The sequence below is a fragment of the Candidatus Chlorohelix sp. genome, assembly GCF_037138995.1.
Lineage (GTDB): Bacteria > Chloroflexota > Chloroflexia > Chloroheliales > Chloroheliaceae > Chlorohelix.
Genome location: NZ_JBAXHI010000024.1, coordinates 1 through 21567 on the forward strand (window position 1 = coordinate 1; position 21567 = coordinate 21567).

At 48.0% G+C, this 21567-nt stretch carries 18 protein-coding genes; 8 read left to right on the forward strand and 10 right to left on the reverse strand.

The features are described 5' to 3' along the window. Positions 1–1003 (reverse strand): AMP-binding protein (locus WCK19_RS11670; protein WP_342397560.1); only part of this gene is annotated, 1003 nt, incomplete at its 3' end. Positions 1004–1145: 142 nt separating this feature from the next. Then, entirely contained in the window at positions 1146–2882 is a 1737-nt protein-coding gene (gene argS / locus WCK19_RS11675; RefSeq protein ID WP_342397561.1) for an arginine--tRNA ligase, read from the reverse strand. A gap of 320 nt (positions 2883–3202) precedes the next feature. Between argS and WCK19_RS11680 the strand changes: the two genes are divergently transcribed. From WCK19_RS11680 to WCK19_RS11710, 7 genes are all read left to right on the forward strand, one after another. Continuing rightward, complete coding sequence (locus WCK19_RS11680) at positions 3203–3649, forward strand: type IIL restriction-modification enzyme MmeI (protein ID WP_342397622.1); 447 nt, start codon at positions 3203–3205, stop codon at positions 3647–3649. Then, a complete protein-coding gene (locus WCK19_RS11685; RefSeq protein ID WP_342397562.1) occupies positions 3597–3986 on the forward strand; it encodes a type II toxin-antitoxin system RelE/ParE family toxin in 390 nt (129 codons plus the stop codon). Before WCK19_RS11680 ends, WCK19_RS11685 begins: the two co-directional genes overlap by 53 nt. Next, positions 3970–4350, forward strand: a complete 381-nt coding sequence (locus WCK19_RS11690) for an XRE family transcriptional regulator (protein WP_342397563.1) — start codon at positions 3970–3972, stop codon at positions 4348–4350. Before WCK19_RS11685 ends, WCK19_RS11690 begins: the two co-directional genes overlap by 17 nt. 194 nt (positions 4351–4544) lie before the next feature. Then, on the forward strand, positions 4545–5756 hold the full coding sequence (locus WCK19_RS11695; RefSeq protein WP_342397564.1) for a 1-deoxy-D-xylulose-5-phosphate reductoisomerase: 1212 nt from the start codon (positions 4545–4547) through the stop codon (positions 5754–5756). A gap of 26 nt (positions 5757–5782) precedes the next feature. Further along, entirely contained in the window at positions 5783–7318 is a 1536-nt protein-coding gene (locus WCK19_RS11700) for a site-2 protease family protein (protein ID WP_342397565.1), read from the forward strand. A gap of 69 nt (positions 7319–7387) precedes the next feature. After that, on the forward strand, positions 7388–8836 hold the full coding sequence (locus WCK19_RS11705; RefSeq protein ID WP_342397566.1) for a DUF512 domain-containing protein: 1449 nt from the start codon (positions 7388–7390) through the stop codon (positions 8834–8836). A 124-nt stretch (positions 8837–8960) separates the two neighbouring features. Continuing rightward, entirely contained in the window at positions 8961–11003 is a 2043-nt protein-coding gene (locus tag WCK19_RS11710; protein ID WP_342397567.1) for a hypothetical protein, read from the forward strand. A 66-nt stretch (positions 11004–11069) separates the two neighbouring features. Here the strand turns inward: WCK19_RS11710 and WCK19_RS11715 are convergent, their stop codons facing one another. The 7 genes from WCK19_RS11715 to fabF all read right to left on the reverse strand — a co-directional run bounded on the left by WCK19_RS11715 (position 11070) and on the right by fabF (position 17236). Next, positions 11070–11606 (reverse strand): NUDIX hydrolase, encoded by a 537-nt coding sequence (locus WCK19_RS11715; protein WP_342397568.1) that lies wholly within the window; start codon positions 11604–11606, stop codon positions 11070–11072. Between the two features lie 2 nt (positions 11607–11608). Then, positions 11609–12541, reverse strand: coding sequence for a stage 0 sporulation family protein (locus WCK19_RS11720; RefSeq protein ID WP_342397569.1), 933 nt, complete (start codon positions 12539–12541; stop codon positions 11609–11611). Between the two features lie 143 nt (positions 12542–12684). Beyond that, positions 12685–13728 carry a DNA polymerase III subunit delta' gene (gene holB / locus WCK19_RS11725; RefSeq protein ID WP_342397570.1) on the reverse strand — a complete coding sequence of 348 codons (1044 nt, stop codon included), beginning with the start codon at positions 13726–13728 and terminating at the stop codon, positions 12685–12687. A gap of 1 nt (position 13729) precedes the next feature. After that, on the reverse strand, positions 13730–14236 hold the full coding sequence (locus tag WCK19_RS11730; protein ID WP_342397571.1) for a PaaI family thioesterase: 507 nt from the start codon (positions 14234–14236) through the stop codon (positions 13730–13732). A gap of 5 nt (positions 14237–14241) precedes the next feature. Further along, the gene (locus tag WCK19_RS11735) at positions 14242–15282 is read right to left on the reverse strand and encodes a nuclease-related domain-containing protein (RefSeq protein WP_342397572.1); all 1041 of its coding nucleotides are present in this window, start codon (positions 15280–15282) and stop codon (positions 14242–14244) included. 52 nt (positions 15283–15334) lie between these two features. Continuing rightward, positions 15335–15721 carry an antibiotic biosynthesis monooxygenase gene (locus WCK19_RS11740; RefSeq protein WP_342397573.1) on the reverse strand — a complete coding sequence of 129 codons (387 nt, stop codon included), beginning with the start codon at positions 15719–15721 and terminating at the stop codon, positions 15335–15337. 6 nt (positions 15722–15727) lie between these two features. Beyond that, on the reverse strand, positions 15728–17236 hold the full coding sequence (fabF, locus tag WCK19_RS11745) for a beta-ketoacyl-ACP synthase II (protein WP_342397574.1): 1509 nt from the start codon (positions 17234–17236) through the stop codon (positions 15728–15730). A gap of 903 nt (positions 17237–18139) precedes the next feature. On the opposite strand from fabF, the gene WCK19_RS11750 reads away from it, so the two are divergent. Then, positions 18140–19723 carry a hypothetical protein gene (locus tag WCK19_RS11750; RefSeq protein ID WP_342397575.1) on the forward strand — a complete coding sequence of 528 codons (1584 nt, stop codon included), beginning with the start codon at positions 18140–18142 and terminating at the stop codon, positions 19721–19723. 62 nt (positions 19724–19785) lie between these two features. Here WCK19_RS11750 and WCK19_RS11755 read toward each other — a convergent pair whose 3' ends face one another. Then, the gene (locus WCK19_RS11755; RefSeq protein ID WP_342397576.1) at positions 19786–21546 is read right to left on the reverse strand and encodes a GAF domain-containing sensor histidine kinase; all 1761 of its coding nucleotides are present in this window, start codon (positions 21544–21546) and stop codon (positions 19786–19788) included. Between the last annotated feature and the right edge of the window lie 21 nt (positions 21547–21567).

Here is a 21567-nt window from a genome sequence, read left to right on the forward strand (position 1 = left end):
GTACCACTGTTGCGCCCAGCATCAAGCCCGCGCCAATCACAAGAGGTCCCACCATCCAGCCCATATCGGTAATCCAGAAAAGACATTCACCTTCGCGCAAATCGAAAAGCTGTGCCACGTCCTGAGTGGATTTCAGCGGAAAGCCCGTATGGGTATGAATCATGCCCTTTGGTTTTCCGGTAGTGCCTGAAGTGTAAATTATCAGATAAGGGTCGTTTGAATCCATCGGCTCGATTTGGGCAGGCTCAACCACTTGCGCCATCAAATCATCCCAGAAAAGGTCACGCCCCTCGTTTATTGGAACGTCTAGACCTAACCGCCGCACGATAACGATTTTTTCTAATCCGGTGTATTCCCTTGTGACTTCTTCCAATAGCGCGTGTGTTTGAACCTGTCGCCCCCTGCGGTAGAAGCCGTCCACCGTTACCAGCACCTTTGCGCCCGAATCGCTCAGGCGCGAAACAATTGCTTCAGTGCCGAAGCCGGAGAACATGGGAACCATAATTGCGCCAATAGCCGGACCAGCCAGAAATGCTACTACCGTTTCGGGCATCATCGGCATCAGGATACCGACTCTATCACCTTTTTGCACGCCCAGGGAGCGCAACACCGCCGCAAAGTTTAGCGTCTCGCGTTCTAACCCCGCGTAAGTAAGGGTGCGATTTTCCGCATTCTCGCCTTCCCATGCTAACGCTACTCTTTCTCGCCTTTCGGGTTTGTGCGCCCAACGTAAAGCGTTTTGTGTAAAATTGAATTTTCCGCCCAGAAACCAATCGGGAAATGGCTTGCCCTTGCCTAAATCTACGAATTGGCGATAGGGTTCAAACCATTCTATGCCGAGTAATTCCAGCGTTTTTTGCCAAAACTGCTCAGGCTGTTGTACCGAAAACTCATATAAAGCATCGTAGGAAGTCAGCCCTAACGCCAGCATCAGCTTTTCCAGATGCGAACCTTTGGTGTATTCTTCGGTAGGTGTCCAGACTACTGCTCCTTCGGTAAACATTCTTTCCCCTCCCTATTTTTATCTGCCAATAACCCGATTTACTTTACATAAGATGGTATCAGAAAATAGAAGGCAGGTACAAACAATTGCCTGTACCTGCTTAAATTATTTTGTTTGCCCCATCGCAATATTTGAATAAAAGCTACATACGTTCTGGGGCTTTGATGCCGAGCAAAGCCAACCCATTCCGAAGATTGGTTGCTACTGCTGCCACTAACCCTAATCTTGCTGCGCGTAATTCCGGGGTGGGCGCTTCTAGCACCGAAATTTCATGATAGAACCGGGCAAATTCACGCGCTAACCCATATGTCCATTCTGCAATAACCGCTGGTAGAAATTCCAGCCCGGCGCGTTTTACCACTTGCGGGAAGCGGGCTAATTGCTTGACCACTGCCTGTTCTTCAACGCTGGAAAGCAAAGTATAATTGGCATCCTGCGGCAGTTCCTCAGCTTTTCGTAGGATAGAGCAACAACGCGCATGGGTGTATTGGATATAGGGTGCGCTATTGCCATCGAATGCCAGCATTTTATCCCAATCGAAGCGTATATCACGACCGGGGTCTTGATAAAGGTCATTAAAGATGACTGCGCCCACGCTGATAATCTGGCTGGCATATTCTTGTTCATCTGCGGTCAGGTCGGTTTTTCCTTCGGTTATCTTCTCGGCAATTACGGCACGAGCGCGTTCCAACGCTTCATCCAGCACCTCGTCAAGGAAGATAGCAGTGCCGCGCCGCATCGAGAAGCGTTGCCCCTGCGCGTCAGTGATTTTTCCGAACGGTATATGCACCGAACGTTCGGCAATTTCGGTGTAGCCCATCAGTCTGACGGTTTCAAAAACCTGCTGGAAATGTAGCTTTTGCTCCTGCCCTACCACATAGATATTACGGTCGGGCTGGTATTCGCGCCAGCGATAGATACAGGTGGCGATGTCGCGGGTCTGGTAAAGAGTTGCGCCGTCCTGTTTACGCAAAAGATAGCTAGGTAGCTTTTCATCGAAACCCACCGAGATTGCCCCGGATGGCTCTACTTTAGCAATACCTTTGTCCTGCGCTTCCTGTACAACCTCATCCAACATTGGTTCGTAGAAACTTTCGCCGTGTTGTAAATCAAAGGTGACTCCCAAGCGAGCGTAAGTTTTGGCAAACTCCAGCAAGGTTATATCAACCATCCATTTCCATAATTCACGCGCTTTTACATCCCCTTCTTCAAGGCGACGGAACCAATCACGGGCAAGGTCGCGTAGTTTGGGGTCTTCTTCGGAGGCTTTGTGGAAGCGGGCATAAATTTCTACCAGTTCCTCTATGGGGTTCTCATTTATCTTTTCTGACCAGCCCCACAAATCATGTGCCGCCAGCAAACTGCCGAATTGTGTACCCCAATCGCCCAGATGGTTATCGGCAATGACGTTATACCCTAGAAATTTCAGGATATTGCGAATGGAGTTGCCTATAACGGTTGAGCGCAAATGCCCTACGTGCATTTTGCGGGCAATATTGGGCGAAGAAAAATCTATAGTAAGCGTTTGCCCTGTTCCGCTATCTCCCTTTCCGTAATCTTCGCCTAGCTTTAGTGCTTCAGAAAGCGTTTCTGTTGTAAAGTTGCTTGGATTTACGCTGAAATTTACAAAGGGACCTGCTGCTTCAACCTTACCTATTAGTGAATCGGCGGGAATTTGTACTGCCGCCGCGAGCTTTGCCGCGAACTCAGCCGGATTATTTATTCCTGCCGCACGGGCAGCTTGAAAGCAGGGGAAAGCTAGGTCGGCAGGGATATTCGGCTTGGGGTCGGTTAGCGTAACTGCATCAGCCTTTACCAGACCGGTTGCCGCTAGCAATTCGGCGCACTGTACCCGCAAACGTTCAAGGGCATATTCCATCGAGAAACCTTTCTAAGGGATGCAGCCCGGCACAACCGGGACAAAATCAAGAGCTAATAAATTAACTCAAATATTATAACACTTTGATGGTGCTTTTGAACCTGTTATGTACCGCTTGGCAGGGAAAATGCGTTTGAAAATAGCTGCCCTCTCTAATGACCTTACAGTGAACCTGACATTATTTTAAATTGATACACTTGCTGTATCTCGATACGAGAAGTTTGAGCTAAACGCATAATCCCTGTCTGATGCTGCTTAACAATAGCAAAAATCTATTATAGCGTGCTATACTAGGTACTCCCGATAATCGGCAGGGCTTTATTGACCTTTTCTGGAAAGGCACTTTGCTGGTAGAGCATAAATCCGAGGGCGTTGCCCTTGCCAAAGCTAAAGAACAAGCGTTGGATTATTTCCCCAACCTGAAAGAGGATGAGCTACCCAAATATGTGCTGGTGTCGGATTTCCAACGCTTTGAGCTTTACGACCTAGATAGCACCGCCGAGCATAAATTTACGCTGTCCGAGTTACCCGGTAAGGTAGAGCTTTTCGGCTTTATTGCGGGCTACCAGAAGCGCAAGTTTAAAGACCAAGACCCGGTGAATATCGAAGCGTCCGAGCGCATGGGCAAACTTCACGATATGCTCAAGGATTCGGGCTATGGTGGGCATGAACTGGAAGTGTATTTGGTGCGCTTGTTGTTTTGCCTTTTCGCCGATGTTACCGCCATTTTCGACAAGGGTATCATGTTGGCTTATTTTAGACCCTGACTTTGAAAAGTGGCTTTGTGAGCAGGAAGAAGGAGTACAGGATTCTATTTTTGCCCACGCAGGTTATTTGGGAACATTTGGACCTTCTTTAGGCAGACTGCAAGTGGACACAATCAAAGGCTCAAAATTACCCAATTTAAAAGAACTGCGGGTATCGTATCGGGGAGAACCATGGCGCGTGTTGTTTGTTTTTGACCCAAAACGGCAAGCGATTTTACTGATAGGTGGGAATAAAGGCGGAGATGCACGCTGGTACAAAAAAAATATACCGATAGCAGAACAACGGTATGAACGGCATCTAAAACAGATGGAGAAAGAAAATGGCGAAAAGGCTTGAGGATGTTATAGCAACCCTGCCACAAGAGAGGCAGCAGGCTATCCAAAGAGAAACGGAGCGTTTGATTGCGGAGGAGTTGAGCCTTCGGGAACTACGTAAGACGTTGGCGCACTCCCAAGAGATGATAGGAAAGAAACTGGGAGTTAAACAGGCGGAAGTTTCCAAAATCGAGCGACGCGCTGACATGTACGTCAGCACTTTACGCGACTATGTAGAAGCAATGGGCGGCGAGCTTGACATAATTGTACGCTTTCCGCAACACGCGCCTGTGCGTATCAATCAGTTTGAGGATTTGGGAGAAACAGCTTCGACTCGGAGTCGCCGAGCAACCCGGCGTAAAGCTGTGGCAAAAGAAAACAGTTAATTGGTAGTGGCGTATTTGAATACGCCCTCCCCACGATTGCCGCCCCTACCAACCCGAATCAAACTCGCCTTCTCTGATTTTACCGCAATACTGTACAAAGCTAACATTGTTATATCTGTTATAATTAACAATGAATCGGGCAAATATAGATGATTTTCATTGTCATATTGGAGAGGTTGGGGAAAAAGGAAATTATGACCAAGCGAATTGCGCTGTTAGGCTGTACAGGGTCGATCGGTCAACAGACTCTTGATGTAATAAGCTGCCATCCTGAAAAATTCCAGTTAATCAGTATCGCTTCCAGCCGAATAAGTGACACGCTTAAACAGCAAGTCGCTACTTATAAGCCGAAACGGGTAGGTATCGGTGGTCAAACCGAAGAATCGTTTGATGTGAGCGGCTATGAACCTCGCCCCGAAGTAGTGTATGGCAATGAAGGGCTGGTGCAACTAGCGCTTGACCCCGAAGTTGATATTGTGGTAGTCGCTACCAGCGGGCAGCATGGTTTTGCCCCTACCCTTGCCGCGCTTAAAGCTGGTAAGCAGGTTGCGCTGGCAAATAAAGAAGTGCTGGTGATGGCGGGAGAACTGGTGACGGAACAAGCCCGAAAGAGCGGTATTCAGCTTCGTCCTATTGATAGCGAGCATAGCGCTATCTGGCAATCGCTGTCCGGCGAAGGGCTTACCAACGAACATGGCGAGGAAAATTGGTCACAGACAAACGATAAAGTGCGCCGCCTCATCCTGACCGCTTCGGGTGGTCCCTTCCGCTCGTTCACAAAAGAACAAATGGCTAATGTAACGGTTGAGCAAGCCATGAAGCACCCCAACTGGAATATGGGTCCCAAGATTACGATTGACTCGGCGACGCTTTTTAACAAAGGGCTGGAAGTCATCGAGGCGCATTGGCTCTTTGGCTTGCCTTATGACAAAGTAGATGTAGTGGTTCACTCGCAGAGTATAATCCACAGCATGGTCGAGTATGTGGATGGTTCGGTCAAGGCGCAATTAGGCACGCCCGATATGCGGTTGCCGATTCAATATGCTTTGGGCTATCCCGAACGCCTTGCGAACGATTATCCGCGCCTTGATTTTACCAAGTTGCGCGAGTTGAATTTTGAATTGCCCGATACCGAGCGTTTTCCCGCTTTGCGCCTTGCTTACGAAGCAGGACGGCGCGGCGGTACTTATCCTACCGTGTTGGCGGCAGCAGACGAGGAAGCGGTGCGCTTGTTCCATGAGCGCAAAATTACTTATTTGGGCATTGCCGATTTGGTAGAACGTAGCCTTGACGCGCATAATCCTGTAGCGCACCCCACTCTTGACGATATTGCCGAGGCAGACCGCTGGGCGCGGCATTTTGCAAATAATTTCAGTAGTCGTGGTTCCGCCTCCTCAATCGGGTAGGCGGAAGCGGCTAGAGGTAGTTAGACATGAACTGGCTCTGGTTTATTCCTATTCTTCTAATAATGGTTATTGTCCACGAGTTCGGGCATTTCATCACCGCACGTATGTTCGGGATGAAAGTGCATGAATTTGGAATAGGCTTTCCGCCCAAAGTTTGGTCTAAAAAGACTAAAGACGGGATGGAATGGTCTATAAACGCGCTACCTATCGGCGGATTTGTCCGAATCGAGGGCGAAAACGGCGATAGCGACGACCCCAACAGTTTTGGGAAAAAGCCCACATGGCAACGCGCTATCGTGCTTTGCGCCGGACCTTTTATGAATTTGGTACTGGCATTCGCTATATATTTCATTCTGGCGGGTGGCGGTAAAGATGTTCCCGCCGGACCGGTAGCAATTTCCAAAGTTGAACCCGGCTCACCGGCGGCAGCGGCAGGGCTGTTGCCGGGGGATATTATCCTAAAGGTAAATTCTACCGAAGTTGATAATACCCGTGATGTGTCTATCGAAACGCGCTTAAATCGCAGCCAACCGCTTGTTTTTACCTTCAAGCGGGGCAATCAAATCATTAACGCAACTATTAAAGGACGCACCAACCCACCCGATGGTGAAGGTATAATCGGGGTACAGATGGGCTATGTGTTCGACTCCTTGAGGCTTGCGGCAGACGCGCCAGCCTATGATTTGAAGGCGGGAGATGTGCTGACGATGCTTGACGGTAAGCCCCTTGCCAATAATCTGGATTTGCTGAATTATACGACCAATTTGGATAAAAGTACGGTTGAAGCTACGGTGCAACGTGTTACCAACGGCAAAACCGAGACCCTAACCCGCACTTTGGCGGTCAAATTATATGTAAATTACGTATATATTGAATCGGATGCCTCTAGCCAGAAATTGCCGGTGGACGCTCAAATTATCGCGCTGAATGACCAGAAGGTCAGTACCGCGAACGAATATATAAAAATAATGACCGCCAATCAAGGGCAAGATGTAAAAATCAGCTACATTGACCCCAAGAGTAAAGCGGAAAAAGCAATTACCATAATCGCGAATTATACTGATACCAGCGGGGTAAATAATCGTTCGCCGCGCCCTTCCACCATTGTAGAGGGCTTGCCGATTAGCCAAATGCGGCATGTTTCGCTCAATCCCCTTGAGTGGGTGGGCGAAGGGTGGGGACAAACCACTTACGCCATTGGCTTGATTCCGCGTAGCATCGAAGGGGTTTTCAACGGCTCTATCGGTTTGGAGAGCTTTGCCGGACCCGTGGGTATGGCGCAAATAACCGACCAGATTGTTGATACGGGCGGATTTATGGCAGTGATTTCGCTGATGGCGTTGCTTTCGGTGAACTTGGGCATTGTGAATATACTGCCTTTACCCGCGCTGGATGGCGGACGGCTCATTTTCGTGCTGATAGAGATGATTTCGCGCCGCCGCGTGCCGTCCGATAAAGAAGGGATGGTGCATCTGGTAGGGATGGTGGCGTTACTATCACTTATGCTAGTCTTTACATGGAACGATATTGCACGTCTTGTTACTGGGGCAGGTTTCAGCTAGGACTTAATCCGGTGATGAAGCCGGGCGCATTCCGATGCGCCCTTTTTTATATAGATAAGGTTTTTGAAGTTGGATATATCGAATCATCACTCTGGCAAGAAAAGCCAAAGAGATAAAATAATCGCGGTTGCTGCCGACTCGGTGGCGGAACGCGCCGGAATAAAAGCGGGTGACCGCTTGTTGGCGATTAACGGTAAGCCTGTCCGCGATATGATTGACTACCAGTTTGGCGCGGTGGACGCACGCGCTCGCCTGAATCTTGCGCGTGATAACGGCAACGGCGAATCTATCCGGCTTGAGGTGCGCTTGAAAAACCGTGAAGGTGAGCCGCTTGGTCTAGAATTTGCCGAGCCAACTTTTGACGGTATCCGCGTCTGCAATAACGATTGTCCCTTTTGCTTTGTTTATCGCACTCCAAAGGGCTTTCGCCCCGGTCTTTATATAAAAGACGATGACTACCGCTATTCTTTTATGTATGGCGGTTTCGTGACCTTAACTAATCTCAAAGAGGAAGACTGGCAGCGGATTTTTGAGCAGCGTTTAACGCCCCTGTATGTTTCGGTTCACAGCAGCGAACTTGAGATGCGCCGCCGTTTGTTGGGCAATTCCAATGCGCCGGATATTCTCGCACAAATCAGACGCTTAGGCGAGGACGGTATTCAGGTTCATACGCAGGTGGTCATTGTGCCAACCGTGAATGATGGGGCGCATTTGGAAAAGACCATTGATGATTTGGCGAGGCTTTACCCTACGATACAGACGATTGGGGTTGTGCCGGTGGGCTTGGCTGGCGGCGATGGCTATGAAGGCGATAGGCGGCGTAGTTTTCGGGCGCATGGGCGCGGCTTTGAAAATACCGCTAGCTTGCCAATGCGGACTTATCGCTCCGATGAAGCCGAAAGAGTTATTGCGCTGGCGCACGCTTACCAGAAGCGTTTCAAGAAAGAAAAAGGTACTGCACTGCTCTATCTTTCCGATGAGTTTTACCTGTTGTGTGGACAAGAAGTACCGGGTCGCGTCCATTACGAAGATTTTGAACAGATTGAGAACGGGGTCGGCTTGGTGCGCCGCTTCCTAGAGGATTGGAAGAAAACAGAAAAGAAATTGCCCGCCGCGCTTTCTCAGCCGCTTAACGCTACGCTGGTGACGGCTCGCTTAATTACCCCCACTTTTCAGCCCATCATCGAGCGGCTTAACCGGGTGGAGGGCTTGAGGATTAATCTGCTGACGGTGCAAAACCCTGAGCTTGGCTCTACTATTACGGTGGCGGGCTTGCTGAGTGGGCGCGATGTTCGCGAGGCTTTGCTGGAGTTTGCACGCAATGGGCATGAGGTTGGCAAGTTGGTATTCTTGCCGCAGGTTATGTTGGATAAAAAAGGCTATGGTGGACGCTTTCTCGATGACCTTACCCCCGCCGACATTGCACAGGCAACCGGGCGTGAAGTAGTTACGGCGAGCTACATGAGCGAGGTTTGGGAATCTATCCGCACCCATATTTCAAAGGTTGTACCGATTTAGCGCCCTCTAAAACTCCTCTTTTTCTCCACATATTGAGATATTGCATTTTTAAATAGCCCGCATGCAAAATACGGAAACGTATCTTATAATTACGGGGCAAAAAATAGTATGGGATAATAATAACTTGATTCTACCTTCTCTCGATAAATCAGAGCAAACGCATAAAACACTTTACCAAAAAGTGCGGTCTTTCAAATTCCAACTTTCTCAGTTACTTTGGCTGGCTTTGCTGCTGTTGCTGCTTCCAAGACTTGGGAGTTTCTTTTCCCATTCATGGTCGGTTTTGAACTGGGAATGGCAGATTGACTATGACGAGGGTTTTAACCTCGATGCTGCTTGGAAATTGTCAAAAGGAACAAATATCTATGGGCAAGCCACCCTTGATAGGTTTATTGCCGCTCCTTATCCACCTTTTTATTATCTGCTGTGTGCCATCTTTCTAAAGGTTTTTGGCATTGGCATGCTGGGAGGAAGGCTGATTTCTTTTGCTTCAGCCCTAGCTATCGGCGTATTTCTTGGGTTGCTCACCCGCTGGCAGGCAATCAGCCTGTTCAAGGTAAGTAATTTCAACGGCATTATGGCTGGGATTGCAGCATCTTTTATTTGGCTATCCATCAATCCCACTCAGATATGGGGTACTTTTTATAAACAGGATATGCTGGCGATGGCTTTAGCTATGGCTGGTCTGTGGTTGGTGGGGCGTTGGGATGAGAAGAATGAAAGCAAGGTCAGCATGTATGGCGCTGCTATATTGTTGGCTTTAGCTTTTTATACCAAACAAAATGAGCTTGCCGCTTGTGGAGTGGCAATTGCATATTTGCTTTTAAAGGGTTGGAGAAAATCTTGGCGTTTTGGTGTGGCATTACTGGCAATGCTGGTGATACCTCTGTTAGTATTGGACTTGCTCACTCTCCACCGCTTCTATTTTTATGTTTTTGAAGCTCAGCAGGTTCCATGGATCGCTGACGATTTTTGGCGAAGGCTGACACAGCGGATAATTCCCGACCATCTCACTCTGGTAATTGCGTCGCTCTTGCCGTTGGCAGTAGAATTTGCGCGGGCAATAGTAAATTGGAGAAAGCGCAAGTGGTATGCGCCACAATTGGTTACCATCTGGTTTGCGGGTGGCGCTTTTACCTTGATAACGGTCGGGTCATATCAGAGCGGGTATAATCATGCTTTGAATTTTTTCCCCCCTATAATAGCAGCGACCTGTTGTGCAATAGCATGGTTGGTTGGCTTGACCGGAGAGACAGGAACGCGCCGAGCGGTGGGATGGGTTGCGGCAATCGCCCTTGTGGCGGGGGTATTCTGGCAATTTTTGAATTATCCGCCCGGTGATTTATATTACTCTCAGGGAAATATGCCCTCACAAACCCGGTTGGAAATGTACCAAGGGCTAACGAATGAAATCAACAATGCGCCCGGCGACATTCTTTCGGAAGACATTTATTTGCAGATGAAAACTGGTCGCCCTGTTATCTATGATGACCTGTACCATATGGCGTTGCAGGCTCGTGAGGGGCAGTGGGATGAGTCAAAGTTTCTGGCGGATTTGAAAGCCCGCCGCTTTAGTGTGGCGCTGTTGGGGTTGGGTTCACGCCGCTTTACAGACTCCGGTTGGGAAGCTCTCAACGCAAATTACAGTCTTATATTTCCCGACGGTATCGCCGTGTGGCGACCGCGCCCCTATCCTCTTTTACCGCAACATCAAACCGATTGTACTCTTGGAGAAAGTTTTAAGATAGAGGGTATTAGCTACGGGCGTAATGCGGCAAATGGGGCTTTGACCATCTCAAGTTATTGGAATGTCCTTAAGCCTGTAAGCCGGGATTATATATTGTACCTTCATCTTCTGGATGAAAATGGTAGTGTAGTGACGCAACGCGATGATATGCCCTACGGCTGGCGAATGCAACAATCGGGCGCAGAATTGCCCGACTCGAAAGCGGGGTTGTTGCCAACAAGTAGCTGGAAGGTCAACGAGTGGATGGTAATAGATCAAACAATAAGACTATCGAACAACTTTAACCCGGCTGGAAAGTACCGGGCTGAGGTGGGAATGTATTATCTCAATACAAACGGGAACATAGATAATATACCGGTTCGCTGTACTACAACCGGAACCGCCTCGGTAAATTCTGTTCTATTTCCTCCTACTAGGTAATAGTAATAAAACCGCGTTCGGAGGTGGCGAGGATTTCACCCAATAGCATAATGCGATTCTAGCGGTTTAAACGTGGTTGAGCGAGAGCGAGACGGTAAGTGACCAGCTTAGCAGCTTGAACTCGCCGGAAACTAGCGCGTCCGCTATTTCGTTGCGGCTTAGATAAATCATTTCAAGCTCTTCGAGGTCGTCGCTTTCTGCTTTGCCCGAAAAGCTGACGTTTCGCGCTAGAAAAAGATGCGCCATGCCAGCGCCGCGATTGCCATCCACGATATATTTGCCTAGCGAAACCCAATTATGTGACTCGTAGCCCATCTCTTCCAGCAATTCGCGCTTGGCAGCCAGCAAAGGGTCTTCGCCCGGTTCAATGTAGCCGCCCACCGTTGCCAACGTAACCCCCTCAACGGCGTATTTGGTCTGGCGAAAGCACAGGAATTGCCCTTCTTCGGTTACTGCCAGCACGTTCACAAAATCGGGCGTGATTACCCAGGGCCATTGGGGTATGGTGCGCCCATCGGGTAGTTCTACGGTGTGGTCTTCCACCGTCAAAAACTTGCCGCGTTCCAGCACCTTTTCGCGTGAGAGTGTTTTCCAATTTTCCATGCTTAATCTTCCTTCAGAAATTGCAAATCTTCGGGGTCTTCCACCTCGAAAACGGTGTCGGTATCTGCATCATATCCGGCAACTAAAGTGGATTGTTCTTTTTCTTCGATTGTCAGTTCTCTATGGGGTAATTCGCTAAAAGCCCCATTATCAAAGGTTACGGTTACCGTTTGTTTGAGAATATTGCGCCCTACTACCGCGCCGCTACCATGCGCCCCGCACACCCTGTCGCCCACTTTTGGCATATTCTCTTTCATCTTTTCGTACATCGGGTGTTCGTAGCTGAGGCAGCATAGCAAACGACCGCATACCCCGGTTATTTTCGAGGGATTGAGCGGCAAATCTTGATCTTTGGCGGTCTTTATCGAGACCGGAGGAAATTCTGATGACCAAGTAGAGCAGCACAGCGTTTCACCGCATTTACCCACGCCCCCCACCAGTTTGGCTTTATCGCGCACCCCGATTTGTCTTAACTCAATGCGAGTGCGGAAGATGCTGGCAAGGTCGCGCACAAGTTGGCGAAAATCTACCCGTGTATCGGCGGTAAAAAAGAAAGTTACCTTGCTGCCATCGTAGTTCCATTCACACTCTACCAAGCGCATTGGGATGAGGTAAACTTTAACCCGCTCGGCGCATTTTACCAGCGAGTCTTTGTTACGGGCGCGATAGCTGAGTTGTCGATTTATATCATCCTCGTTGGCGATGCGCAAGATGGGCTTGAGCGGCTCGGCAAGTTGGCTGGCAACGATACTGCGCGGAGGCAAAACTACTCGCGCCATTTCAGTATTGCGCCCAACTTCAATTACCACCCAATCATCGGGTTTTAATTCAAGCTCTCCGGGGTCGAAGTATTGGAGTTTGCCGTTAGGCTTGAAACGCACCGCTACAGTGCGGAAAGTATCTTTATTTTGATTTTGTATATCTTGAGTTGTCATTTATTTCCCCCCGTTTCACCACATCTCATCGAACGAGGGTTATTGAGAAGCCCCCCCGAACGCTCCGAACCCGAACCCATTCCGGTAGGGGCGACGCTTGAGTCGCCCTTTATCCTGTGCTACCCAACTACGAACCCGGAACGTTATGATTTTGGCAATTTATTGATGAACAAATCGCCTAGAGCAAGGCGCGGCATCACATTTGCTTCGAGTTCAGCCTGTGCGTGGGTGATGCCTAAAAGCATATTTTTTATTTGGATGGGCGAGAAACGCCCTGCTTGCTCTTTTAAGGTATCCAGCTTATCCACATTGGATACATGCGTAGTTAGATTCTGGCGTACCAGCGCCAAATCTCGCCACCAACCCAACCAGATATTTAACATTACTAGCACCGAGTTACGCTTATTGCCCCCGCTTTGCCACTGGTAGGTAAGCTTGTCGGCAAAGGACAGCCTTATAAGACGGTCGGCGGGTAGAAGTTTTTCAAGGTGCATCAAGGCTTCATCGCGGTCGTTGATACGCTGTTTGGTGGAGTCTTTATACTCATCCAATGCCCAGCCGGGTCTTCCGGCAGACAATGCCGCGAGCATATGCGCCTCAGTTTTGCTTGCCCCTTCGCTTTGCAAGGCGTGGGCAATTTCCTCGCGTGGCACAGGGCGCAAATCTACGACTTGGCAACGGCTCACGATAGTGGGGAGCATTGGGCGATCGCTATCCGCCAGCAAAATCAAAACGGCGCGTTCGGGCGGTTCTTCCAGTGTTTTGAGGAAAGCGTTGGCGGCAGCCTTTTGAAATGTCTCCGCGTCCCGAATTATCATTATACGCCAGTTTATTTCATGGGGGGGGCGACTAACTTTATGGCTGATATAACGCACGGTGTCTATTTTCAGGTTTTGCCCGGCGTTACCCTCTTTGACTCCCTCGCTGCGGGTTTGCCAGTCCAGCCCGAAAGTAGTAACGTCGGCGTGTTTGTTTTCTTCGATGAGGCGACAGGGGCGACACTCCCCGCAATAGCGCAAGCCGTATTTTTTTGCAGGGGGGTTTTCGCAAGCAAGGGCGAGGGCAAAATCTAACGCCAACCTGAATTTGCCAACCCCTGCCGGACCTCGTACCAGATAGGCATGGGTAACTTTTTCGGTGTCTATGCAATTTTGCAGGAAACTAACTGCCCAACCGTGTCCAATCATATCAATGCCTGTTTTTTGCCAGCCACTCTTCCCATTCGGCGAAATCCCCGCCCACTGCTTTGATAATTTCGTGGCGGGTTGCATCGGGTAAGCGCACGAATAAGCCGCTTGCTTCGGCGGTAATCTCGCCTGTTTCAATGACTTGGATTCTACCGCGCATTTCCATTGCCCGTCCAGCATCGCGCACCAATTCGCCGCTGATACGCAATTTCTGACCCAATGGGGTCGGCTTGCGGAATTTTACTTCGAGCTTTCCGGTTGAAACCCACTTATCATAAAGGAAAGCTACCCTAGAAATGGTTTCATCTAAAAGGGTGGTAATGATGCCACCATGTAAGATACCGGGCCAACTCTGGTAGTATTCCGTTGGCGTAAATTCAGTCCAGACCTGCGTTTTGTTATTGTAGAAATCCAGCCGCAACCCGGCAGGATTATTTCTACCACACACAAAACAGAAATCTGAAGCGGGTTGACGCGAAACTTCGCCGGACTCTAGGTTGTTTATCACTTAAACTATTTCCTACGCTTAGCAGGGTCTCCGAATGCGCCCGGATTCGGTTTTTTCAAAGGTTCTACCGCTGCCTTGCGGGGTTTTTCTTCGACTGCTTTAGGTGGAAGCGGTTTGCCGTTCAAGCCAACCCGCTGACCGGGTTGTGGTACTGCGCTTGCGCCGGGTTTTTTCTCACCCGGTTTTTTCTCTATTTTTCTCTTGTCTTTGGTAATACGAGCGGCTTCGGTAGCTAATTCCTGCTCACGTTCCAACTGGATGCGCTTATGGGCGGGCATATTCAGCAATTCCAATGCTTCTGCCTGCTCTTCTTGCAGTAGTTGCCCAACCAGCAGTTTTTCTATTTCGATTTGTTCCTCTGCTGTCATGCTCAACTCGGTTTGCCATTGCCTTACCGCTTCGCGCAAATCACTAATCATACAGACCGGGAAACTCATTTCCGAAACGCTTTCAATGTTGGCGCGGGGGTTATTTAGCGCCACGATTCCATCGGTGGGAATATCAAAACCTTTTTGCTCGAACCAAGTGCGAAGCCGTTTGCATTGGCGGCTCAGTTCTTGGCTTGGATTTCCGATACCGGGTTCGCCGATAGCTCCGATAGAATTTACAAAGCCTCGTTTCATGCGGTAAAGGTCGCGCCCGGCTTTTAGTCTGCCCTGTTGCCCCTTCATATTAATAAGGATGATGCCCTGCGGTGTGACGAGCATATGCTCGATTGAGATTCCGGCGAAATTCAGGTAGTTGTAAAGGTGGTAGCGGGGAGGTGTGCTTTTAAGCTGTCTTTCAATATCCTGTTCTTCGGATAAGAGCCTATAACCACCGATAGCATGACGACGATTATTATAAGAGCCACGTTTACTTAGAAAAATTCCTAGAAAGAGCAAAGGATAGCCGAAGATGATGATAAAAAAAGCGCCCTGTGGGCTACTACCGACTATTAGTAGGGTTAGCATAGAGCCAACCAGCCCTGCTACACCCCCCCAGAACATTATGCGATTATTGCGGATTCGTTTCTTTAATTCGGCTTTATTGGTAACAACAAACACAGCCAGACTCCCGATTTAGTTTGATATAGAAAGCAACTACCCGCCGATTGCTTTAATTTTCTGGGGTAAAGTTGATTTTAGGCGTGCCGGGCGGAAATTCGGCATCAATCAATAAAGTCATGTTATGGCGGCGGGCAGGAGTGGCGGTATCCACCCATTTTTCAACTACTGCCTTGTTTTGCTGTTGCCAGGCAAGTAACGCTTGCCCACCTTTAGCCCACCAATTATTGTAGGCTTCACGACTTTCGTAAATCGTCATAGCCATAAATTTATTGACATCTTCGCCTTCCTGAATACGGAAAAGCTTTACGGATAGCACTCCCGGCACTTCCTTGTACTGGGGTAAAATCCCGTTTCTGGTTAATTCTTCTAGGTCACTAGCACGCGCTCCGGCGCGTACTTCCCAGATAACAATCGTGTAAAAATGACCTTCTGCCATTTGGAATCACCTCTTAGCCTCAGGACTCTCAGGTGTATATTTCTTGAAGATTAGACAAGCGTTTTGCCCGCCAAACCCAAAGGAATTACTCATTCCAATGTTGATTTTAAACGGTCTGGCGCGATTTGGTACATAGTCAAGGTCGCAGTCTGGGTCGGGATTGTCTAGGTTTATAGTAGGATGTATCAACTCTTCCTGCATCATAGTAATAGTCGCGATAGCTTCTACGCCTCCGGCACCGCCCAATAGATGCCCAATCATAGATTTGGTGCTGCTGATTGGAATCTGGTAGGCGTAATTTCCAAAGACCTTTTTTATTGCTACGGTTTCCATTTTATCATTTTTTTCGGTGCTGGTACCGTGAGCATTGATATAATCTATGTCGCGTGGAGCTAATCCGGCACGATGAATGGCGCGGCGCATTGCTCTGACTGCGCCGAAGGAGTCGGGGTCGGGGTCGGTCAGGTGGTACGCATCGTTGGTGGCGGCGAAACCGATTACTTCCGCATAAATTCGCGCTCCTCTTGCCTGCGCATGTTCCAGATTTTCCAGAACTACAATGCCTGCGCCTTCACTTGGAACGAACCCATCTCGTTCTCGGTCAAAGGGGCGGCTTGCCTGAGTAGGTCGTTCGTTATATTTGCTGCTCATCGCTCGCATAACGCTAAAACTGGCGAGTCCTAATTCGCTGATAGGAGCTTCACAACCGCCGGTAATCATTACTTCGGCATCCCCGCGCTTTATTACTTCTGCTGCTTCTCCGATAGATTGGGTGCTGCTGGCGCAAGCGGTTACTATCGTGCCGTTATAGCCTTTTATGCCCGCTTGCAAAGCAACCTGACTGCTGGACATGTTCGGCAAAATTATGGGTATAAAGAAGGGGCTAAGGCGCATACCGCCTTTTTCCAGTAGAGTACGTGCGCCCTGTTCAACTTCGGGAAAGGCGCAATTACCTACGCCAAGTAAAACCCCATAATCTTCGGCTACATCATGTTCTATTTTTAAGCCCGCATCTTTGATAGCTTGAAAACTGGCAGCAACAGCAAATTGGCTGGCTCTGGACATGCGCCGGGCATCTTTAGTATCTATATATTTCTTTGGATCCCACTCTTTTACTTCTCCGGCTATTTTGGTAGGATACCCATCGGTTTTACTAAGCGTCATAGGGGCAATACCGCTTTGCCCTTTGCGAAGCCCTGCCCAAAATTCTTCTACACTATAGCCTAGAGGGTTGATAGTGCCAAGTCCGGTAACTACTACACGGCGTTTTTCTTTCTCGCCAGAGCCGGTTAATACTACTGCGGGTTCTGTATCAATTATAGTGGTGGTTCCACTCATCTTTCCGAGGATGTCGTCCAGTAAACTATCAATTTTACTTTTTATATCATTATCTTCAGGATAATCGCGTTTATTTTCGAGCCGCGCCATATCAAGTCCTACTTGCGCTAGGCGACTTTTAAGCTCATTTATTTCAGTCTTGTTAAGGTTTCGCCATTTACCGCGTTCGTTGTCCATAAGGCTTTCGCCTCGGTCTCCTTTGCTAGAAATTTTTTTACCCCTACCCTGTAATTATTCGGAATTGCCGAATTATTGGAGGTTTAAGGTGTACTCTCCGAAATCTTCCAATATAACATTTTGGAGTTTTCAGAAAGATTATGGTATCAAGTATGGCTGTTACTTTAGCATAATCAAGTCACCTTAGCAAACAATATTAATGCCGTTCGGTATGATTAGGTTCACGGTGATTTCGGAAGAAGCGGGGCGGGTTTGGGTTCGGATGGGGGGACAATTGAGGGCAATAGACTTCTTCCACAAGAGGCGACCCTTAATTTGAGGGTAGTTTGCCAATGGTATCAGCCCTGCCCCATTATCAGTGCATTGCAAGAAACGTTTTTAGGTCGAACCTTGTCGCGTTTATCACAGAGAAGGAAAGGGAAGTGAGTTTAAGGGAACACCTAGCAGGTTTCCCATCTGCACCATCCTTTTGCTTTTTTGGCTTTAGCAATAACTTAAAAGAATTGATAATCGACCGCTTATCTTAATAAAATTTCATATAAAAAGTATTGTAATACCCAAATTGAATATGATAGAATACAGTGTTAGGCAAATAACAAGAAATTTGGGTTAATACCCTCAACAAGCTTTGCACAAGAATATTCTGGTTAATGGGTGCTTCTTGTCATAGCTGTGCTTAACGAGCCACTTCTTCGTCCTATGGGCTACCCTAAGCGTCGGTCTTAGTTGCTCTGACGCTGCCGGAATTGGGCGAATACAACCTGAAAGGTAATTGTATGTTATCTCATTCACATTTTGGAATAACTGAGCGCAAAGATGCTCATTTTTACGACCCTGTTGTCCGTCATCCTTCTACCACTGCCGGTTAGCGGGAGTGTGCTGTGAAAAGAGGTACGATAAAGAATGATCAATACCACCCAGAACTTCTACGAACATTTGCGTAGCCGTTTCGGGATTACTAATACAAGACTGAACGAGTTTCTACATATTGAGCGCAACCGTTTATTCTTCCGCGATATAGATCTTACCCACCTATCCCATGAGTGGGGGTCGCCTCTGGAAGTCGGTTATAATCCGATTATTTCAACTCAGATATCCAACATGCAGGGCTATTTTGCTCGCGCTTTCCACAATAACAGGTATCAAGGTAAGTTTACATATTGCTATGCCAGCAAAGCGGCGCAATATGAAGATTTGATTCGCACTGCTTTAACCTCTGGGGCGCACTATGAAACCAGTTCCCCTATGGATATTATGATGGCGCGTTTGCATTGGAAAGCAGGTAATTTACCCTCTGATCGCGTTATACTATGCAACGGCTTTAAAACCCAACAATACGTGGAAAATATTGCGAATTTGAAGCGCGAAGGCTTCAAGAATATTATTCCAATTATTGAATCTTTCGATGAAATTGAGACGCTACGGCGCACAGGCTTGAACTATGAAGTAGGTATTCGCCTGCGCGTAGATAAAAGCATACTACCTGATGGCGATTTCTCAAAAGTTACCTCCCGTTTTGGAATACCGCGCCACGAACTTGGTAAAGTGGCTACTGCAATAAGCCAGACTCCCGGCTTAACTCCGGTTATGTTCCATGCCATGATTGATACTCAGTGTATAGATCGTCAGGATTGGGTAAAGGCGTTATTACTATCATTCCGCAACTATTGTGACCTACGCCTGACCTATCCTACTATGCGTGCTTTCAATTTTGGCGGCGGAATGCCTGTACCTTACAGCCTTGATTTTCAATTTGATTATCAGGCGTTTGCGAACGAGCTAACCGCCGGAATTATGGAAATGTGCGCTCAGTACGAAATCCCGCATCCCGATATTTATGGCGAATTTGGGCGTTATACTGCCGCAGCTTATGGATTTGACCTTTACAAAGTGGAACTAGTCAAGTCCTCCCATAAATCGGATGTAAGCTGGTATGTAATCAATGGCTCGCTCATGTCCAGTTTGCCGGATACATGGGCGCTTAAGCAGCAATTTATCATCTTACCTCTAACCCATTTTGATCGTCCGGTGCGTAAAGTGTGGCTGAGCGGTATGACCTGCGATTCTGATGATGTATATAAATCAGGAGAAGAGGACGATGCCGTAATGCTGCCGGAACTCTATCCGGGTGAAACATTGACCATCGGAGTCTTTATGACTGGGGCTTATCAGGATATGCTTTCGGGTATCGGCGGTGTTCATCATTGCTTGCTGCCGGAACCATCCGAACTGGTAATAGAAGAATCTCCAGTTACAGGAGCTTACGAGTATCGCTGTACTGCGCCTTCCCAAAGTCTAAAAGCAATGGCTTCATTGCTAGGCTATCACAAATACATGCCATTGCTGGAAGAAAAAGCGCATCCTGCGCCTCAACTGGCGACGGTAAATTCGGGCAAAACCCGCGAGAATAGTATTTTTTCTTTTGGAAACCTGCATAAAGCAAGGCGCAGAGTTTTATCTTTGGTTGCTAACAGTCTGCTGAACTAGGAAGTATAATTAGGAAGTATAATCCGAAGATGCTCTCTGCTTAAACGAGTTGAGAGCATTTTTTATTTTTCGATAATGCTAGGCATTGTAACCATAAGCGGTTGGGTAGTTACCTGTGGCATGGCGCTATTGGGAATTAATAGTTTAATGGTAGTTCCCTGCCCCAACTTGGAGGAAAGTTCGTATTGAGCATTGATTAAACGCGCCCGTTCACGCATGTTGAGCAAACCGAAGCTCCCACGTTCAATGTAATTTTTTGCAGTCGCTTCGCTATCAAAACCTTTGCCATCATCCCGGACGGTTACAATGGTCTGTATATCATTGTGAGACAAGCTTATCCAGACATTATTTGGCTGAGCGTGCTTCCGAATATTGTTAATAGCTTCCTGTATTATTATAAAAACGGTCGCCTCCGTATTGTAGGGTAGGCGAAGTGCGCTTTCGGTTTCAGTTTCCCCAAAACCTTCCACAATGAGGTGAGTTTCCCAACCCTCGGTTTGCAATTTTTCCACGTAAGCTTCAAGGGTAGGAATAAGCCCTTTAGTTTCCAGCATTAACGGTCGCAAGCCGAACATCATAGTACGAATATCTTTGGCGGCTTGTTGCGCCACTCTCTCCATATCGGTCAATTCTTTGAGTAAACGGGTTTCCTCGTTGCCTGCTTGGTACAATTTTTTGATAAAATTGGAGCGCATCGCCAGACCTGCCATAACCTGTGCGGGACCATCATGTAAATCACGCCCTAACTCACGGCGCACTTCTTCTTCTTTAGCGATGATTTTATCTCGTTCATCCTTAAGATCGGAATAAAGCTGGGCATTTTCAATAGCGATTGCGGATTGCGCTGCCAGTGTTAACAACAAAGCAAGGTCATTGGGGTTGAAAGAACCGCCATCTTGTTTGTTAATGACCTCAATTACGCCGATTGTTTTTTCACGTACAATCATGGGGGCGCACATAATTGAGCGAGTACGGAAACCCGTCTTGTTATCTACACTTTGATTAAAGCGACGATCTTTGGTTACATCGTTTACGATAACCGGTTCTCCGATTCTTGCCACATAGCCACTAATGCCTTCGCTCATAGGCTGTCGCATCTGTTTCAGTTCATTTCCTGCTTCTCCGGTTGGGATACTGAAAACCAGTTCATTGGTAGCGCGGTCTAGGAGCATTAGGGTACAGGCATCCGAATGTAACATCTGGGCGGTGGTGTCCATAATTTGCCGTAGCAGATCGGAGAGATCCCGATTTTGGGTAATAGCAGTTGCTACATCGTTCAACAATACTAAATCTTCGAGGCGGCGCGACATATTAGTAAGGGAACGCAAGCTCGACCAAGCGTTTGCGGTAGCGCGGCAATATGCCACCAAATTAGGTAAGTCGGAAGTGCTTATTGTAAGGCTGATAGTGCCGCCCGGATCGGTGCGAGGCATTAGCAATAGCACCACCCCCATAGGTTGTATGGAGTTGGGATTGCCTAGCGGCAGCGTCAGAATACGCCGGGTCTGCTCTTGTGAGAATGACATTTCGTAAAGGGTGGGCAACTTGGGAACCCAACTACTGAGAGGGTTCTGCTCGGAAATGGGAATTTCCTGATTCAACTGGCTTTGCGCTTTAGCAGCTTTAATGCTTAAAAAATAGCGCAATAAACCCACCTCACCGCCTGCTTCTCGCCCTTCATCGTAATCGAAAAAGATAACCATACCCGTATCGGTACGACCAATTCTTAATCCTTCGTTAAGAGAGGCTTGCAGTAAGGAACTGGGAACCTGTAGCAAAGGCAGATTTGTAAGATATTCAATTAAATGCGAGGTGTTGAACATCTGAAAATCTAGCGCAAAATG

Excerpts from the sequence above, each read along its gene's own strand:
- argS (WP_342397561.1), bottom strand. The coding sequence starts at position 2,882 with ATGGAATATGCCCTTGAACGTTTGCGGGTACAGTGCGCCGAATTGCTA.
- WCK19_RS11685 (WP_342397562.1), top strand. The coding sequence starts at position 3,597 with ATGTTACCGCCATTTTCGACAAGGGTATCATGTTGGCTTATTTTAGAC.
- WCK19_RS11690 (WP_342397563.1), top strand. The coding sequence starts at position 3,970 with ATGGCGAAAAGGCTTGAGGATGTTATAGCAACCCTGCCACAAGAGAGG.
- WCK19_RS11695 (WP_342397564.1), top strand. The coding sequence starts at position 4,545 with ATGACCAAGCGAATTGCGCTGTTAGGCTGTACAGGGTCGATCGGTCAA.
- WCK19_RS11700 (WP_342397565.1), top strand. The coding sequence starts at position 5,783 with ATGAACTGGCTCTGGTTTATTCCTATTCTTCTAATAATGGTTATTGTC.
- WCK19_RS11715 (WP_342397568.1), bottom strand. The coding sequence starts at position 11,606 with ATGGAAAATTGGAAAACACTCTCACGCGAAAAGGTGCTGGAACGCGGC.
- WCK19_RS11720 (WP_342397569.1), bottom strand. The coding sequence starts at position 12,541 with ATGACAACTCAAGATATACAAAATCAAAATAAAGATACTTTCCGCACT.
- holB (WP_342397570.1), bottom strand. The coding sequence starts at position 13,728 with ATGATTGGACACGGTTGGGCAGTTAGTTTCCTGCAAAATTGCATAGAC.
- WCK19_RS11740 (WP_342397573.1), bottom strand. The coding sequence starts at position 15,721 with ATGGCAGAAGGTCATTTTTACACGATTGTTATCTGGGAAGTACGCGCC.
- fabF (WP_342397574.1), bottom strand. The coding sequence starts at position 17,236 with ATGGACAACGAACGCGGTAAATGGCGAAACCTTAACAAGACTGAAATA.
- WCK19_RS11750 (WP_342397575.1), top strand. The coding sequence starts at position 18,140 with ATGATCAATACCACCCAGAACTTCTACGAACATTTGCGTAGCCGTTTC.
- WCK19_RS11755 (WP_342397576.1), bottom strand. The coding sequence starts at position 21,546 with ATGTTCAACACCTCGCATTTAATTGAATATCTTACAAATCTGCCTTTG.